A 15,424-nucleotide genomic window follows, 5' to 3' on the forward strand; every position below is an offset into this window, starting at 1 on the left:
GCGCACGGGCCCGGCGCCCACGCGGTGGCCCTACAGGCGCTCGAAGCCCCGCATGAGCTCCCAGTCCGTGACCGCCGCGTCAAACGCTGCCAGCTCGATGCGCGCCATGTTGGCGTAATGCGCGACGACGTCGTCGCCGAACGCCTCCCGCGCGAGCTCGCTGCCCTCCCACAGGTGCAGGGCCTCCCGCAGCGTGGCCGGGACGCGCGGCGCGTCCGCGTCCTCGTAGGCGTTGCCGGTGTAGACGTCCTCGAGCTCGAGGGAGTTGCGGATCCCGTGCAGCGCGCCCGCGCACAGGGCGGCGATGGCGAGGTACGGGTTCACGTCGGCGCCCGGCACCCGGTTCTCCACGCGCATCGACGCGCCGTGCCCGACGAGGCGCAGCGCGCACGTGCGGTTGTCCAGGCCCCAGCGCACCGCGGTCGGCGCGAACGAGCCGGCCTGGAAGCGCTTGTACGAGTTGATGTTCGGCGCGTAGAAGAGCGTGAACTCGCGCAGCGTCACGAGGATGCCCGCCATGGCGCTCGCGAACATGGGCGACACCCCGTGCTCGCCGTCGCCCGCGACCGCGGAGCGCCCGTCGGCCGAGCGCAGCGAGAAGTGGATGTGGCAGGAGTTGCCCTCCCGCGCGTTCGGCTTGGCCATGAACGTGATGGAGACGCCCTCCTGCGCGGCGATCTCCTTGGCGCCGTTCTTGTACAGCACGTGCCCGTCGGCATTGGGCAGCGCGGCGTCGTAGCGGAACGCGATCTCGAGCTGGCCGAGGTTGCATTCGCCCTTCGCGCTCTCCGGGGTCAGCCCGGCGCCGGCCATCTCGTTGCGGATGCGGCGCAGCAGCGGCTCCACGCGGGCGGTCTGCAGCAGCGAGTAGTCGGAGTTGAACAGGGTCACCGGCGTCAGCTCGCGGTACGACCGCCGGAATGCGTCCTCATAGGACTCCCGGAACGCAATGAACTCCAGCTCCGTGCCGGTGTAGGCGGAGTATCCGGCCTCGCGCAGGGCGCCGAGCTGGGCCTGCAGCACCTGGCGCGGCGACGCGGTGACCGGGCCGCCGTCCAGCAGCTTGAGGTCGGCGAGCACGAGCACGGTGCCGGGGTGCCACGGGATGCGCCGCATCGTGGTGAAGTCCGGGATCATCGCGAAGTCGCCGTAGCCGCCGGCCCACGAGGACATCGCGTAGCCGTCGACCGTGTTCATGTCGACGTCGACGGCGAGCAGGTAGTTGCAGCCCTCGGTGCCGTGCGCGACGACGTCGTCCAGGAAGTGCCCGGCGTGGAAGCGCTTGCCCTGCAGCCGCCCCTGCATGTCCGTGATGGCCACGATGACGGTGTCGATCTCGCCATCGGTCACGGCGATGCGCAGCTGCTCGACGGTCAACATCGGCTTCCCCTAAAGGTCTAGAAACAAACCATAAACTCAACCCAGCAGCCCGCGCAACAACGCCGCGGTGGCGTCGCAGTGCTCTTCCATCTCGCCGCGGGCCACCGCCGGGTCGCCCGCCAGGATCGCCTCGACCACCCGCTCGTGCTGGGCGTCGGAGTGGTCGAGGTTGCGCCGCAGCACCGGGATCGCGGCCAGCAGCCGGTCCAGGCGCAGCTGCACGTCCGCGATCGACGCCGCGACCGAGGTCGAGCCGCTGGCCGCCGCGATCGCCAGGTGCAGCCGCGAGTCGTTGACCCGCCGGGTGAGCGTGTCCCGCGTCCGCGCGGCGGCCAGGCACGCCACCAGGTGCGCGCGGTCGGGCGCGGACAGCGCCCGGGTGGCGGCCAGCGCGGCCGCGCCCGGCTCCAGCACCCGGCGGAAGTCCAGCGCGTCGTGCAGCGCGTCGCCCATCTCCCGGGCCAGCGCCGCGGCGTCCAGCACCTGGCCGGTGTCGCCGGGATCACCGGTGGCCCGGACCACGAACGTGCCGCCGGAGCGGCCCCGGCGCGACTCGAGGAACCCCGCCTCGCGCAGCGCCGCGATCGCCTCCCGCAGCGTGACCCGGCTGACCTGGAGCCGCTCGGCGAGCTCCCGCTCGGGCGGGAGCCGCTCGCCGACCGGCACGAGGCCGAGCCGGATCGCCTGGGCCAGCCGGGCGACGGTGATCTCGAACGCGTTGCCGCCCCGCACCGGGCGCCACATCGGCACTCCCGACAGCGGCTCCGTCGCCACGCCACCGCGTCCGCCTTGGGACGGCATCCGACCTCCCCGACTAGGTCTCCGGGCCGGCCATCGCGGCGACCGGCCCGGAGACCATCATCCCCTACTCCTGCGCGGCGGCCGTGTCCTCGGCCAAGGCCTGATCGATGGTCCGGATCGGGCCGTGGAACCAGGTGCGAGCCGAGAGCACCCACCACAGTGCCGCCCCGCCGATCACGATGATCATCGCGATCGGGGCATAGTTGACCGCGGTCCAGGTGAAGCCCTCGTGGCCCGGGATCGCGGTCGGCGTGAACGGCATGATGAAGTAGATCGACACGATCACGATCTCCACCACCGCGATCCAGCCGAGCACCTTGTACTTGCTGCCCAGCGTCCACGGCCCGGGGACGAACTTGTCGCCCATCCGCAACCGCAGGTAGATCGGGATGAGGAACGCGACGTAGAGGCCGATGACGGCGACGGAGACGACGGCGTAGAACGCGGTCGGCGCGCCGGTCGGGCTCTTGTAGAGCGCGGGCAGCGTCAGCACGAGGCCGGCGACGGCCGCGCCCATGATGGCGTTGACCGGCGTGCCGTTGCGGTCCACTTTGGACCACAGCCGCCAGCCCGGCACGGCACGGTCACGGCTGAACGCGTACGTCATCCGGGACATGCTCGTCACGCAGCTCATGCCGCAGAAGAACTGCCCGATGGTGGAGATGAGGATGACGGCCTTGAAGAAGCCGGGGGTCAGCGCGGTCTCGAAGATGGCGCCGGAGAACCCGGCCGCCGCCGTGATCTCGTCCACGTGGGTCGCCGCGAAGAGGAACGACAGCAGCAGGATCCAGCCGCCGATCGCCGAGTAGAAGATGGACTGCCACAGCCCGCGCGCGGCCGCCTTGGACGCGCCCTTCGTCTCCTCCGACACGTGGGCACAAGCATCAAAGCCCGTGATCGTGTACTGCGTGAGCAGGAACCCGAACGGCAGCACCAGGAACCAGTAGGTGGCGTCGGAGTACCCGGAGTTGTTGAAGCGCTCGGTGAACACGAACGACAGGCTCTGGTGCTTCTCGGGCACGAAGACGAGGATCAGCACGATCACGGCCGAGCCCGCGACGTGCCACCAGACCGAGACGTTCTGCAGCACGTCGATGATGTTGTGACCCCAGATGTTGATGGCCACGTGCGCGGCCAGGATCACGACGAACAGCAGGAACGTCAGGTTGAGGTTGGCGCTGTCCCAGCTGGTGTACGCGTCCAGCACCAGGCTCAGGAACGTGGCGCAGCCGTAGTCGACCGACGCGGTGACCGCGACGAGCCCGACCAGGTTGAGCCAGCCGGTGAACCAGCCGTGCACGGGCTTGCCCATCCGGGCCGCCCACCAGTAGATGCCGCCGGCCGTCGGGTACGCCGAGACCAGCTCCGACATGCAGAAGCCGATGATGAGGATGAAGATCGAGATCAGCGGCCAGCCCCACGAGATGGCGATCGGGCCGCCGTTCATCCAGGCCTGGCCGAACGTGGTGAAACAGCCCGCGAGGATGGAGATGATGGAGAACGAGATGGCAAAGTTGGAGAACCCGCTCCACTTGCGCTTGAGCTCCTGCTTGTAACCCAGTTCGGCGAGCCGCTTCTCGTCGTCGTCTTCGATCGGTAGGCCGGCCTGGGTCGGCGATGCCGACATGGCACCTCCTTGTTAGGGGTTGGGGGTGATGGGATTCCTTCCGGTCACCGTGCCCAGCAGGCGGCCGAACTCGGGGTCGTCGAGCGCGCGCAGCGCCTGCCCCCACTTGTCGGTCGCCTCCGCCGCGTAGTCGAAGCCCGCCACGTCCTCGCCGCGGGCGGCGGCGAGGAGTCCATGGTGGACGGTGAACCACAGGGCCCAGGTCACGTTGGACGCGATGTGGAACAGCCGGACCCGGGCCAGCAGCGCCGGGCTGAGCTCGGCACCGAAGTAGGCTTCGGCCAGCAGGCCGGTCAGGTCCGGGTCGTAGTCCGCCTCGGCGGCGATGTCGCCGAGCTCGAACGCCGGGTCGTTGTTGCCGGAGAGTTGATAGTCGATGATCCGCACGCCGCTGGACGTCGCGATGAAGTTCTCCGCGAGCAGATCGTTGTGGCACGGTACCGTTGCGCAGGGCCGCTGCCGCAGCGCTTCCCGCAGCACGTCCACTGTGGATGCCCGGTCCAGGTATCCCTCGGGCAGCGGCAGATCGTTGCGCCGGCAGATCTCGAGCAGCTCCTGCCGCTTCTGGAAGATGTCGAAGTCGTTGCCGAACCGCGGCCCGGCGTGCAGCTTCCGGCAGGCCTGGGCGAGCGCCGGGATGACCTCGGGCCGGCGCACCTCGGCCGCCCCGAGCGTGCGCCCGGGCAGGAACTCGAGCACGATCGCGGGGACGTCGGGCAGCGTGGCGTAGACCTGCGCACCGACCGACGCGGCGGCCGTCTCGGTGTTGGCGATCTCCCGCGCGGGGGCGATGCCCAGGCCCGCGTCCGAGACCCTCGGCTCCAGCACCCGCAGGACGTAGGGCACCCGGTCCACGTCGATGCGGTACACGTGATGGGAGAGCCCGCCCGCGAGCCGCTGCCACTCGACCGCGCGGCCCATCCACGACGGGACCCGCTCCAGCAGGTCCGCGATCGACGGCACCGCACTCATGGGCATCCGGCTCCTTCGCCGCGATCCGCCGGCCAAATTCGGGCGAAGCCAGGCCTTTAACCCGGCCGCGCCGTAGTGACCTACGTCATGGTAAGGCGAGTTAACGCCCCCTTCAGCCGCTCGTCAAGAGCACTCCTCACGTTTACAACCCGGAAACAGTAGGCACACGTTCAGACCATTTCTCTGCGGCTTCGCCGCGGCGGGGGGTTCCCACCCCGCACCCCCCATGGCCGCTTCGCGTCCACCGGCTGCGCTTCGCTGCCGGATCACCGGCGTACTTGGGTTCGGCTGAGTGCTCGGTCCCGGGGCTGGACGCGGCGTTCGTCTCGGCGTTCGCGCGTCAGGCTCGCCGCGCTCCGCCACTCGCCCCGGCGGCGCCTTCGCATCCGCGCGCCGATCGCGGCCCTTGCTTTGCGCGGAGCCCTCGCCCAGTGGTGCTGTGCGTGAAGCCCGCGCCCGGGCTTGTGCCTCGGACGCGGGCTCGGACGCGGGCTCGGTGTTACTGCTCGGGGCGGTCGATCACGCGGAGCCAGGTGCCGTCGGGCTGGCGGCGGACGACCTGGACGCGGCCGCCCGTGCCGTCCTTCGGCTTCGTGGAGGTCAGGGCCAGATCGCCGTGGTGGATCGTGGGCAGCGCCTCCTCGACCTCGAAGCGCGGCACGTGCTTGAGCATCGCCTCGCACACGGCCTGGATGGCCTCGCGGCCGACGGTGGTGCTGCCGGGCGGGTAGGCGAGGACGGCGTCGGGCTCGTACAGCGCGGCGATCCCCGCGGCGTCGCCGGCGTTGGCGCGCTCCACGAACAGGCGGGACAGGTCTTCCGGAGTCTTCGCGTTCATGCCTCCACCGTCGCGCGCTCGATCCAGAAGACCAAGACGCATGTTCGGCGGGATTTAGCATGATTGGTTATGGAGCTGCACCAGCTGGAGTACTTCCTGGCCGTCGTCGACGAGGGCGGCTTCACGCGCGCGGCCGCGCGGCTGCGGGTCGCCCAGCCCGGCGTCAGCGCGCAGGTCCGCAAGCTCGAACGCGAGCTCGGGCTGCCGCTGTTCGAGCGGACCACGCGCTCGGTGCGGGTCACCGCGGCGGGCGAGGCCGTCCTGCCCTACGCCCGGGCGGCCCTCGCGGCCGTGGACGGCGCGCGCCAGGCGGTGGACGAGCTCGCCGGCCTGACGCGCGGGCGCGTGGCCGTCGGCACCGTCACCTCGCACACCGTCGACCTGGCCACCATCCTCGCCGACTTCCACACGAGGTGGCCGGACGTGGAGATCACCCTCGTCGAGGACCTGAACGAACGCCTGATCGACGCCGTGCGGGAGGCCCGCCTGGACGCGGCGATCGTCGCCTACTCCCGGATGCCCGAGGGTCTCGACGTCCACCCGGTCACCGACGAGGCGATCAACGCGGCCGTGTGGGACGGTCACGAACTGGCGGGCCGGGAGACGATCCCGCTGGCGGACCTCCGCGACCGCCCGCTCGTGTGCCTCCCGCGCGGAGGCGGCATCCGCGCGATCCTCGACGCCGCGTGCGCGGAGGCGGGCTTCGCCCCGCGGGTCGCGTTCGAGGCGGGGTCGCCGCAGGTGGTGGAGCAGTTGGCGGCCCGCCGGCTGGGCATCGCGATCCTGCCGGAGTCGATCGCCCGCCACCGCGAGCACCTCCACCCGCTGCGCATCGTGGACCCCGAACTGCGCGGCCGCCTGGGCCTCGCCTGGCGCCGAAGCGGCCCTACCAGCCCGGCGGCGGCCGCTTGGCTCCGCCACGCACGGTCCTACCTCTGACGGCCCCGCCAACGCGCGGACGCGCGGAGAGCCGAAGCGGCCCCACCAGCCCGGCGGCGGCCGCCTGGCTCCGCCACGCACGGTCCTACCTCTGACGGCCCCGCCAACGCGCGGACGCGCGGAGCAACGCGCGCGAACTGCACCAATCTGCACGGAGAGCACCGCCGTGCGGACGCGCTGCGAAACGCGTGCGAGCTGGGCAAACACGTCGCATGCCCGTGCCACGCGCGGACGCGCCGCGAAACGTGGCGGCCACGGCCGTCACCACGGCACGGGGCCGTCCTCGTCGAAGAAGGCGCCCGTCGGGCCGTCCGCGGGCAGTGTCGCCAGCCGCACCGCCGCCGTTGCGCCCTGGCTCGGGGTGCGCGGGCCCGAGTGGAAGTTCAGGTCCGTCGCGCAGTAGCCGGGGTCGGCGATGTTGACCTTGATGGGGGTGTCGCGCAGCTCGTTGGCGTACGACAAAGTTACCGCCGTCAGGGCCGACTTCGAGGAGTTGTAGGCCAGCAGGGGGTTCTGGGCGTACACGTGGGACGGGTCCGCGGCGAAGTGCAGCGAGCCCAGGCCGCTGCCCAGGTTCACGATCCGCGCCGCCTCCGCGCGGCGCAGGGCCGGGAGGAAGGCGTTGGTCACGGCGATCACGCCGAAGACGTTGACCTCGTAGGTGTCGCGCAGCAATTGCAGCGGGGTCGCGCTCGGCAGGGCGCCTCGCTCCAGGAGCACGCCGGCGTTGTTGACCAGGACGTCCAGGACCTCGACCTGGGAGGCGGCCGCCTCGATCGAGGCCGGGTCGGTCACGTCCAGCGGCAGGAAGTCGGCGTCCAGGCCCGCTGCCGCCTCCTTGCCGCGTTCCGGGTCGCGGGCGCCCACCAGCACGTGCATCCCCAGGGCGCGCAGTTCCCGGGCGATCTCCCGGCCGATGCCCTTGTTGGCCCCGGTGACAAGGGCCGTCTTCGTCGTCATGAGGTCCACCGTGGACGCCCGGGAGCGGCGGCGGGAGAGACGCGGTGAACCGCGGACCGGCAGTCCCCGGAAAACTGCGGCGGAGCGAGACGCTCCGCACCGTGGACCAACAGTCCGCGGAAACGGCGGCGGCGAGAGGCGCGGCGAACCGCGGCGGGAGAGACGCGGCGGGCCTCCGGAGCAGCGACCGCGCTCAACATCGGATCGGCGATCCCTGGTTACGCGGCCGGCCGTCGCGCAGGATGAGCGCGTGGGCGTGAACCGGGTACAGCTGGCCGAGTTCCTCAAGGACCGTCGCGCGCGGGTGAGCCCGGCCGACGCGGGGCTGCCCGCGGGAACGCGCCGGCGCACGCCGGGGCTGCGGCGGGAGGAGGTCGCGCGGCTCGCCGGGATCTCCGTGGACTATTACGCGCGGCTCGAGCAGGGGCGGGGGCCGAACCCGTCGCGCCAGGTGCTCGCGGCGCTCGGGCGGGCGTTGCGCCTGTTCGAGGACGAGCGGGGGCATCTCTTCCGGCTCGCCGGAGAGCAGCCCGGGCCGCCCGCGGGGCCGTCCCAGGCGGTGCCGCCCGGCATCCTGCACCTGCTCGAGCGGCTCGACGACACGCCGGCGTTCGTGATCGACGCGAAGTACGACCTCTTGGCCTGGAATCGCATGGCCGTGCGGCTCATGGGCGATCCTCCGCCCGAGCGGAACATGATCTGGAACGCGTTCTGCGGGCCGATGCCGGTGGGGATGGAGTCGTCCGCGGAGTACCAGTCGTTCGCCGACGAGTCGGTGGCCGACCTGCGGGCCGCGTCCGCGCGGTACCCGGACGACGAGGGCATCCGCGCGCTGATCGAGCGCCTGCACGCGGGCAGTTCGGAGTTCACCCGCCGCTGGAACCAGCACCGCGTCTGTGTGCGCCGCACCACCCTCAAGACGCTGACCCATCCGGTGTACGGCGAACTCGACCTCGAGTGCCAGGTGCTCCACGCCGACGACAGCGGCCAGCGGGTGGTCTTCTACACCGCGGCCCCGGGCTCACGAACCGCGGACGTCCTCGGTGGCCTCCGCGAGCGGGCCGGGATGTGAGAGCGTCTCGTCCGTCACGTCGATGCGCCGCGTGGCGGAGGCGCCCACGAACTCCGTCGCCTTGCTCGACTCGTGACTGAGCCGGCCGGCCATCAGAGCGGCCTGCCAGGCCAGCCCGAACGCGACACCGGGCGCGAGGGGCAGGATCCAGTCCGCGAACACCCCGGTCGCCGGCAGGTGCTCGATGATCAGCGCGGCGAAGGCGATGACCCCGCCCTGCGCGATCCCCCGCCACGCGGCCCGGGCCGCGGCGGAGGCGGCCTCGCGGCGCGGGGTGCGGGCGTCGAGCCCGTCGGCCGCGGCCAGGTCGCGCCGCCCGAAGTTGAAGCCGGCGACCCCGGACGCGACGGAGAGCCCGAGCACGGTGGAGGTGAGCCAGCTGTGGGTGAGAAAGTACGACAACCCCAGCACGGCCCCGCCCGAGCCCACGGCGACGAGGGCTCGCAGCCATTCCTTCTTGTCGCCGGGGTACCAGTAGTAGCGGGTCGTGTTCGGCCCGACCTGCCGGATCATCTGACCCATGCGAGCGCTCCAAAAGCCGGGAAACGGACGAACCCGATAGTCAGAACAATACCGTTGCAAACGTCCCGACCTGCTGAAAACCGCAGCGCTCGTACACGCGCCGGGCCGGCAGGTTGTAGTCGTTCACATACAGGCTGACCGATGGCGCCACCCGGCGCAACGCATCGCGCACGACGGCGGCGATGCCGGCGGTCGCCAGGCCGTGCCCGCGCAGCTCCGGATCGGTCCAGACGCCCTGGATCTGGGCGGTGTGCCGGGTGACCACGGCGAGCTCGGCCTTGAACACGACCTTGCCGTTGTGGAAGCGCGCGTACGCCCGCCGCGCCCGCACCAGCTCCCCGATCCGCTCGCGGTAGGAGCGCTCGCCGCCGTCGGCGGTGGGCGAGACCCCGACCTCCTCCGTATACATGGCCACGGCCGCGGGGAAGAGCAGGTCGATCTCGTCGGGGCGCACGAGCCGGACGCCCGGGTCGGGCGCGATCGGCGACGGGTTGCTGATCGCCATGAGCGGCTGGTTCGGCCGAACGTCGCGGGAGGGCCCCCAGGTCGGCGCGAGATGCGACCACAGCCCGAGGACCGCGTCCGCCGAGCCGACGATCGACGAGCAGCCGCGCGGCTCCCCGGCGACCATCTCGGCGAAGGCGGCGACGGCGGCGGCCGAGGCGTGCACGGGGATCAGGTTGGCCCCGACCCAGCACAGCGACTCGAGGTTGCGGCGGGAGCCGTACCCGAAGATCCGCGCGTCCTGCCGCCACCAGGCCAGGCCCGCCATCGAGACCCGCTCGGCCACCTGGGCGCCCCCGAACGGGTCCCGATCGAGCAGGCGTTCGACCGATCCCCGCTCGGCGTCACCGAGCAGCCGCGCAGCCACCGTCAGCATGCCTACCAGCCTGCCAGATCATGCCGAAGATGGCTGCACATACCCTCGCCCCGGTGAAGACGACCGTCAGTGGACGGTGACCGTGGGGCCGAGGCCGCGCAGCTCCTCGGGGAGCTCCACGCCCTGCTCCTCGGCGAGTCGCAGCGCCTCCTCGACCAGGGTCTCCACGATCTGCGACTCGGGCACGGTCTTGATGACCTGGCCCTTGACGAAGATCTGACCCTTGCCGTTGCCGGAGGCGACGCCGAGGTCGGCCTCGCGGGCCTCGCCGGGGCCGTTGACGACGCAGCCCATGACCGCTACCCGCAGCGGCGCCGGGAACCCGTCCAGCGCGGCGGTGACCTGGTCGGCGAGCGAGTAGACGTCGACCTGGGCGCGGCCGCAGGAGGGGCACGAGACGATCTCCAGGCCGCGCTCGCGCAGCCCGAGGGACTCGAGGATCGCCTGGCCGACCTTGATCTCCTCGACCGGCGGGGCCGAGAGGGAGACCCGGATGGTGTCGCCGATGCCCTCGGCGAGCAGGGCCCCGAAGGCGACCGACGACTTGATCGTGCCCTGGAACGCCGGGCCGGCCTCGGTCACGCCGAGGTGCAGCGGGTACTCACACCGCTCGGCCAGCTGCCGGTACGCCCGGATCATCACGACCGGGTCGTTGTGCTTCACGGAGATCTTGATGTCGCGGAAGCCGTGCTCCTCGAACAGCGAGCACTCCCAGAGCGCGGACTCGACCAGCGCCTCAGCGGTCGCCTTGCCGTGCTTCTCCAGCAGCCGCTTGTCCAGGGAGCCCGCGTTCACGCCGATGCGGATCGGCACCCCGGCATCGGTGGCCGCCTTCGCGATCTCCTTCACCTTGTCGTCGAACTGCCGGATGTTGCCCGGGTTCACCCGGACCGCGGCGCAGCCGGCGTCGATGGCGGCGAAGACGTACTTCGGCTGGAAGTGGATGTCGGCGATGACCGGGATCTGCGACTTCTTCGCGATCGCGGGCAGCGCCTCGACGTCGTCCTGGCTCGGCACGGCGACCCGGACGATCTGGCAGCCGGACGCGGTCAGCTCGGCGATCTGCTGCAGCGTCTTGTTGACGTCGGCGGTGAGCGTGGTGCACATGGACTGCACCGACACCGGGGCTCCGCCGCCGACGGGGACCGGGCCGACCATGATCTGACGGGACTTGCGCCGGGGTGCCAGCGCGGGTGGCGGCACAGCGGGCAGGCCGAGGCTGACAGCGGTCATGAAAGGACCCTTACCTTCGCGTCGTGTTATTTCAGGGTGATCGGGTTGACGAAGTCGGCCGTCACCGTCAGCAGGACGAAGACGCCCAGGATGCCGATCACCCCGAGGGTGAGAGGCGCCAGCTTGTAGTAGTCGACGCGGCCCGGGTCGGGCTTGCCGAGTCTGGCGGCGAGCCACGAGCGGACGCGCTCGAACCAGGCGATCGCGATGTGCCCGCCGTCCATGGGCAGCAACGGGAACAGGTTGAAGATGCCGAAGAACAGGTTCAGGGTGGCGAACAGCGACAGCAGCGACGCCCAGTCGCCGAGCTCGAACAGCTCCCCGCCGATGCGGCTCGCGCCGACGACGCTGACCGGGGTGTTCGGGTCACGCTTCTCGCCGAAGATGGCCTTGACCAGGTTCGGGACGCGCTCGGGGATCTGCTTGAACGAGGCGAACGTGCGCTCGACGAGCGTGGCGGTGGCCGACCCGGTCTGGCTGATGCCGTCGACGGGGCCGTAGCGCAGGACCGGCAGGTCGCTGCTGCGGATGTCCACCGTGATGCCCAGCATGCCGCCGCGCTCGAGGTCGTCCGGGGTGATCTGGTCGGCGGTCTTGCCCGGGTCGATGGTCGACTTGATCCGCTGGGCCTCCGGGATCGCGGCGGTCCCGCTGAGCGTCTGCTCACCCCGCTTGTACTGCACCGTCACGGACTTGCCGACGTCGGCCTTGAGCTCGTCGCGCAGCGCCTGGTTGCCGACGATGGACCGCCCGTCGATGGCCAGGATGATGTCCCCGGGCTGCAGGCCGAGCTGGGCGGCCGGGCTCTGCGGGTCCTTGGCCGGGTCGCAGGCCTTCTGGCTCTTCGTCGCCGGGTCGTACTGGTAGGTCGGGCTCACGCACTGGCTGATCGTGCCCACGCGCACGGGCACCTCGTTGACCTTGCTCGCGTCGGGGATGCCGACGAACGAGAACAGCACCCACAGCGTGATCAGGGCGAGCGCGAAGTGCGTGATGGAGCCCGCCGCCATGACGATCGTGCGCTTCCACACCGGGAAGCGCCACATGGCCTTGGGGTCGTCGGCGCCGGACTTGCCGGTCTCGGGGTCGACGTCCTCCTCCTGCGGCGTCATCCCGACGATCTTCACGAACGCGCCGAAGGGCAGGGCCTTGAGCCCGTACTCCACCCCGTTGCGCTTGAACGCGAAGATCGTGGGCCCGAAGCCGATGAAGTAGCGGGTCGCCTTCATGCCGAACCAGCGGGCGGACCAGAAGTGTCCGGCCTCGTGGATCGCGACGGCGATCAGGATGCCCAGCGCGAACAGGACAATCCCCAGCACGAAGGTCATTCGGCCCCTCTCCGGTCGGCGCCCGCGGCGATGAGCGCACGAGCGTGGGCCCGCGCCCAGGACTCGGCGGCGAGCACGTCATCGACGGTACCTGGTTCCGCGAAATCCGGGGCCTCGGCCAGGGTCCGCTCGAGCGTCTCCACGATGCCGAGGAACGGCAGATCACCCGCTGTGAACGCCGCGACACACTCCTCGTTCGCGGCGTTGTAGATCGCGGGGCGGCACCGCCCGGCCTCGCCGGCCGCCTTGGCCAGGGAGACCGCCGGGAACGCCTCCTCGTCCAGCGGCCGCAGCTCCCACGTGTGCGCGCTGGTCCAGTCGACCGCGGGCGCGGCGTCGGCGACCCGGTCGGGCCAGCCGAGCGCGAGGGCGATCGGGATGCGCATGTCGGGCGGGCTGCACTGGGCGAGCGTGGAGCCGTCGTCGAACTCGACCATGGAGTGGATCACCGACTGCGGGTGAACCATGACCTTGATGTCGGCATACGGCACCGCGAACAGCTCGTGCGCCTCGATCACCTCCAGCCCCTTGTTCACCAGGGTGGCGGTGTTGATGGTCACCACTGGGCCCATGTCCCAGGTCGGGTGGGCGAGCGCGTCGGCCACGGTCACGTCGCGCAGCTGGTCGCGGGTCCGGCCGCGGAAGGCGCCGCCGGAGGCGGTGAGCACCAGCCGGCGCACCTCGCCGCGGGCGCCACCGCGCAGGCACTGGGCGAGCGCGGAGTGCTCGGAGTCGACCGGGACGATTTGGCCGGGCTTCGCGGCCGCGCGCACCAGGGGGCCGCCGGCGACCAGCGACTCCTTGTTGGCCAGGGCGAGGATGCGGCCGGCCCGGAGGGCAGCGAGGGTGGGTGCGAGCCCGAGGGAGCCCACGACGCCGTTGAGGACCGTGTCGCACGGCCACTGCGCGAGCTCGGTCATCGCGTCCGGGCCGGCGAGGATCTTCGGCAGCTTGAAGTCGCCGGTGGCCCAGCCGCGCTGCTGCGCCTCGGCGTAGAAGGCGAGCTGGAGGTCCTGGGCGGCGCTGGCGCGGGCCACCCCGACGGCCTCGACGCCGAGCTCGAGGGCCTGGGCGGCGAGCAGGGCGACGTTGCCGCCGCCGGCGCCGATCGCCACGACCCGGAAGCGGTCCGGATTGCGCCGGACGATATCGATGGCCTGCGTGCCGATGGATCCGGTGGATCCCAGGAGCACGATCTCGCGAGGGCTCACTCCCCCATTGTGTCAGGTTGCGTCAGGCCGGGGCCGGGCGCGGCGCGAGCCCGCACCCGGCCGATTGTCCTATGTGGATCAGAGCCGGAGCACGGCCGGCAGCTCCCCCCGCCGGCCGCACTCCATCAGGGCCTTGACTGCTCCCGCCGGATTTCCCTCAACAGCGGTCTGAGCTGGGCCGATACGACGCACGCCGAGCGTGCCCCCATGAGTCAGCGCGGTGAATCCCAGATCCCGTCCCCGTTCGTACGCATGTATTAATTATAGATCATCATTTGATGCCGGGCAATCGATTTACGGGCCGGCCCTAGGGCGCCAGGCGGTGCAGATCCCGCGGAAACAGCGTCGTCTCGCGCACGTTCACGGCCCCGGAGAGCCGGGCCAGGAACCGCTCCAGCCCGATCGCGAACCCGCCGTGCGGCGGCATCCCGTGCCGGAACGCCTCCAGGTAGCCCTCCAGCCCCGCGGCATGCTCCCCGAGGACGGCGGCGTAGTCCGCGTACCGGTGCAGCCGCTGCCCGCCCGTGACCAGCTCCAGGCCCCGGAACAGCAGGTCGAAGGAGTTGGACCAGCGCGGCTCGGACGGCTGCGGGTGCGTGTAGAAGGGCCGCTTGGCCATGGGGTAGCCCTCGACGTAGACGAAGTCCGAGCCGTGCTCGGCCAGCGCCCACGCCCCGAGCGCCCGCTCGTGCTCCGGGGCGAGGTCGGGCTCCTCCGGGTCGGCCCCGGCGAGTTTCAGGGCCTCGGAGAAGTGCACGACCGGGATCGTTTCCGGCAGCTGTACCGCGCCGAGCCCGGCCGCCTCCGTCATGGCGCGCACGACCCGGGTCAGGACCGCCATCACGTCGCGGTGGTCGCGGACGAACCCGAGCTCGGCGTCGAGCGACGTGTACGTGGCGAGGTGGCGCGAGGTGTCGTGCGGCTCGGCCCGGAACACCGGCCCGACCTCGTAGACGCGCTCGAACACCCCGACCATCGTCTGCTTGTAGAGCTGCGGGGACTGGGCGAGGTACGCCCGGCGCCCGAAGTAGTCGAGGGCGAACACGTTCGCGCCGCTCTCGGTGGCGCCGCCGACGATCTTCGGGGTGAAGACCTCCGTGAACCCGAGCCCGTCGAGCGTGGCCCGGAACGCCCCGACCGCGGCCGCGCCCGCGGCGAACACGGCCCGCCGGGCGGGATGGCGCAGGCTGACGGCGGCGTGGTCGAGCAGCGCCGGCAGGCTCGCCTCGAGCTCGGGGCGGAACAGCTCGACCGGCGGCGGCTCCGCCTCGGACAGCACCTCGATCGCCTCGTAGGCGACCTCGAAGCCGCCGGGCGCGGCCGCGTTGGCCACGACGGTGCCGGAGATCTCGACCACGGACTCTTCCGGGGGCACGGGGACGCCGGCGGGGACCACGACCTGGGCCAGACCCGCGCGGTCGCGCACGATCAGGAACGTGACGCGGGCGAGGACCCGGCGTCGATGGACCCATCCGGCGAGCCGGATCGACTCCCCCGCGTGCTCGGCGAGGTCGGCGGACATCATGCGGCTGGACATGCAACACCTCCTGGGAAGGGACGCTCCCCGGAGGTGTGGGCGATGGGGCCGGTCGCGGTGCCACCACACCTTCACCGCGGCGGGCTTGCCGCGGCCTCTCGCCCGTGTGCGCCGGGCCACGCGG

General features: G+C 71.5%; 14 protein-coding genes. 2 read left to right on the forward strand and 12 right to left on the reverse strand.

What is annotated here, in order from left to right:
• Nucleotides 1-30 precede the first annotated feature (30 nt).
• The 5 genes from ABT369_RS41265 to ABT369_RS41285 form a co-directional block, all read right to left on the reverse strand.
• A complete protein-coding gene (locus tag ABT369_RS41265) occupies nucleotides 31-1,380 on the reverse strand; it encodes a glutamine synthetase family protein (RefSeq protein WP_350620982.1) in 1,350 nt (449 codons plus the stop codon).
• 36 nt (nucleotides 1,381-1,416) lie between these two features.
• Complete coding sequence (locus tag ABT369_RS41270; protein WP_350620984.1) at nucleotides 1,417-2,154, reverse strand: FadR/GntR family transcriptional regulator; 738 nt, start codon at nucleotides 2,152-2,154, stop codon at nucleotides 1,417-1,419.
• Between the two features lie 91 nt (nucleotides 2,155-2,245).
• Entirely contained in the window at nucleotides 2,246-3,808 is a 1,563-nt protein-coding gene (locus ABT369_RS41275; RefSeq protein WP_350620986.1) for an amino acid permease, read from the reverse strand.
• 12 nt (nucleotides 3,809-3,820) lie between these two features.
• Nucleotides 3,821-4,780, reverse strand: coding sequence for a choline/ethanolamine kinase family protein (locus tag ABT369_RS41280; protein ID WP_350620988.1), 960 nt, complete (start codon nucleotides 4,778-4,780; stop codon nucleotides 3,821-3,823).
• A gap of 499 nt (nucleotides 4,781-5,279) precedes the next feature.
• Nucleotides 5,280-5,618, reverse strand: a complete 339-nt coding sequence (locus tag ABT369_RS41285; protein ID WP_350620990.1) for a YybH family protein — start codon at nucleotides 5,616-5,618, stop codon at nucleotides 5,280-5,282.
• Nucleotides 5,619-5,687: 69 nt separating this feature from the next.
• On the opposite strand from ABT369_RS41285, the gene ABT369_RS41290 reads away from it, so the two are divergent.
• The gene (locus ABT369_RS41290; protein WP_350620992.1) at nucleotides 5,688-6,557 is read left to right on the forward strand and encodes a LysR family transcriptional regulator; all 870 of its coding nucleotides are present in this window, start codon (nucleotides 5,688-5,690) and stop codon (nucleotides 6,555-6,557) included.
• Between the two features lie 261 nt (nucleotides 6,558-6,818).
• On the opposite strand, the gene ABT369_RS41295 is transcribed toward ABT369_RS41290, so the two are convergent.
• Nucleotides 6,819-7,517 (reverse strand): SDR family oxidoreductase, encoded by a 699-nt coding sequence (locus tag ABT369_RS41295; protein ID WP_350620994.1) that lies wholly within the window; start codon nucleotides 7,515-7,517, stop codon nucleotides 6,819-6,821.
• A gap of 250 nt (nucleotides 7,518-7,767) precedes the next feature.
• Here ABT369_RS41295 and ABT369_RS41300 point away from each other — a divergent pair, with 250 nt between their 5' ends.
• Entirely contained in the window at nucleotides 7,768-8,589 is an 822-nt protein-coding gene (locus ABT369_RS41300) for a helix-turn-helix transcriptional regulator (RefSeq protein ID WP_350620996.1), read from the forward strand.
• Here ABT369_RS41300 and ABT369_RS41305 read toward each other — a convergent pair.
• The 6 genes from ABT369_RS41305 to aspS form a co-directional block, all read right to left on the reverse strand.
• Entirely contained in the window at nucleotides 8,539-9,111 is a 573-nt protein-coding gene (locus ABT369_RS41305; RefSeq protein ID WP_350620998.1) for a hypothetical protein, read from the reverse strand. The two genes, ABT369_RS41300 and ABT369_RS41305, sit on opposite strands and share 51 nt — an antisense overlap.
• Nucleotides 9,112-9,151: 40 nt before the next feature.
• Entirely contained in the window at nucleotides 9,152-9,991 is an 840-nt protein-coding gene (locus ABT369_RS41310) for a GNAT family N-acetyltransferase (protein ID WP_350621000.1), read from the reverse strand.
• 66 nt (nucleotides 9,992-10,057) lie between these two features.
• A complete protein-coding gene (gene ispG / locus ABT369_RS41315; RefSeq protein WP_350621002.1) occupies nucleotides 10,058-11,224 on the reverse strand; it encodes a flavodoxin-dependent (E)-4-hydroxy-3-methylbut-2-enyl-diphosphate synthase in 1,167 nt (388 codons plus the stop codon).
• Nucleotides 11,225-11,250: 26 nt separating this feature from the next.
• A complete protein-coding gene (locus tag ABT369_RS41320; RefSeq protein WP_350621004.1) occupies nucleotides 11,251-12,552 on the reverse strand; it encodes a M50 family metallopeptidase in 1,302 nt (433 codons plus the stop codon).
• Nucleotides 12,549-13,745, reverse strand: a complete 1,197-nt coding sequence (gene dxr / locus ABT369_RS41325; protein ID WP_350621150.1) for a 1-deoxy-D-xylulose-5-phosphate reductoisomerase — start codon at nucleotides 13,743-13,745, stop codon at nucleotides 12,549-12,551. The genes ABT369_RS41320 and dxr overlap by 4 nt, the downstream gene beginning before the upstream one ends.
• 325 nt (nucleotides 13,746-14,070) lie before the next feature.
• Complete coding sequence (aspS, locus tag ABT369_RS41330; RefSeq protein WP_350621006.1) at nucleotides 14,071-15,300, reverse strand: aspartate--tRNA(Asn) ligase; 1,230 nt, start codon at nucleotides 15,298-15,300, stop codon at nucleotides 14,071-14,073.
• Nucleotides 15,301-15,424: the final 124 nt, after the last annotated feature.

The organism is Dactylosporangium sp. NPDC000244 (assembly GCF_040300725.1).
GTDB lineage: Bacteria > Actinomycetota > Actinomycetes > Mycobacteriales > Micromonosporaceae > Dactylosporangium.

Coding starts and splice junctions, on each gene's coding strand:
- ABT369_RS41265 (WP_350620982.1), bottom strand. CDS start 1,380: ATGTTGACCGTCGAGCAGCTGCGCATCGCCGTGACCGATGGCGAGATC.
- ABT369_RS41275 (WP_350620986.1), bottom strand. CDS start 3,808: ATGTCGGCATCGCCGACCCAGGCCGGCCTACCGATCGAAGACGACGAC.
- ABT369_RS41280 (WP_350620988.1), bottom strand. CDS start 4,780: ATGAGTGCGGTGCCGTCGATCGCGGACCTGCTGGAGCGGGTCCCGTCG.
- ABT369_RS41285 (WP_350620990.1), bottom strand. CDS start 5,618: ATGAACGCGAAGACTCCGGAAGACCTGTCCCGCCTGTTCGTGGAGCGC.
- ABT369_RS41290 (WP_350620992.1), top strand. CDS start 5,688: ATGGAGCTGCACCAGCTGGAGTACTTCCTGGCCGTCGTCGACGAGGGC.
- ABT369_RS41295 (WP_350620994.1), bottom strand. CDS start 7,517: ATGACGACGAAGACGGCCCTTGTCACCGGGGCCAACAAGGGCATCGGC.
- ABT369_RS41305 (WP_350620998.1), bottom strand. CDS start 9,111: ATGGGTCAGATGATCCGGCAGGTCGGGCCGAACACGACCCGCTACTAC.
- ABT369_RS41310 (WP_350621000.1), bottom strand. CDS start 9,991: ATGCTGACGGTGGCTGCGCGGCTGCTCGGTGACGCCGAGCGGGGATCG.
- ispG (WP_350621002.1), bottom strand. CDS start 11,224: ATGACCGCTGTCAGCCTCGGCCTGCCCGCTGTGCCGCCACCCGCGCTG.
- ABT369_RS41320 (WP_350621004.1), bottom strand. CDS start 12,552: ATGACCTTCGTGCTGGGGATTGTCCTGTTCGCGCTGGGCATCCTGATC.
- aspS (WP_350621006.1), bottom strand. CDS start 15,300: ATGTCCAGCCGCATGATGTCCGCCGACCTCGCCGAGCACGCGGGGGAG.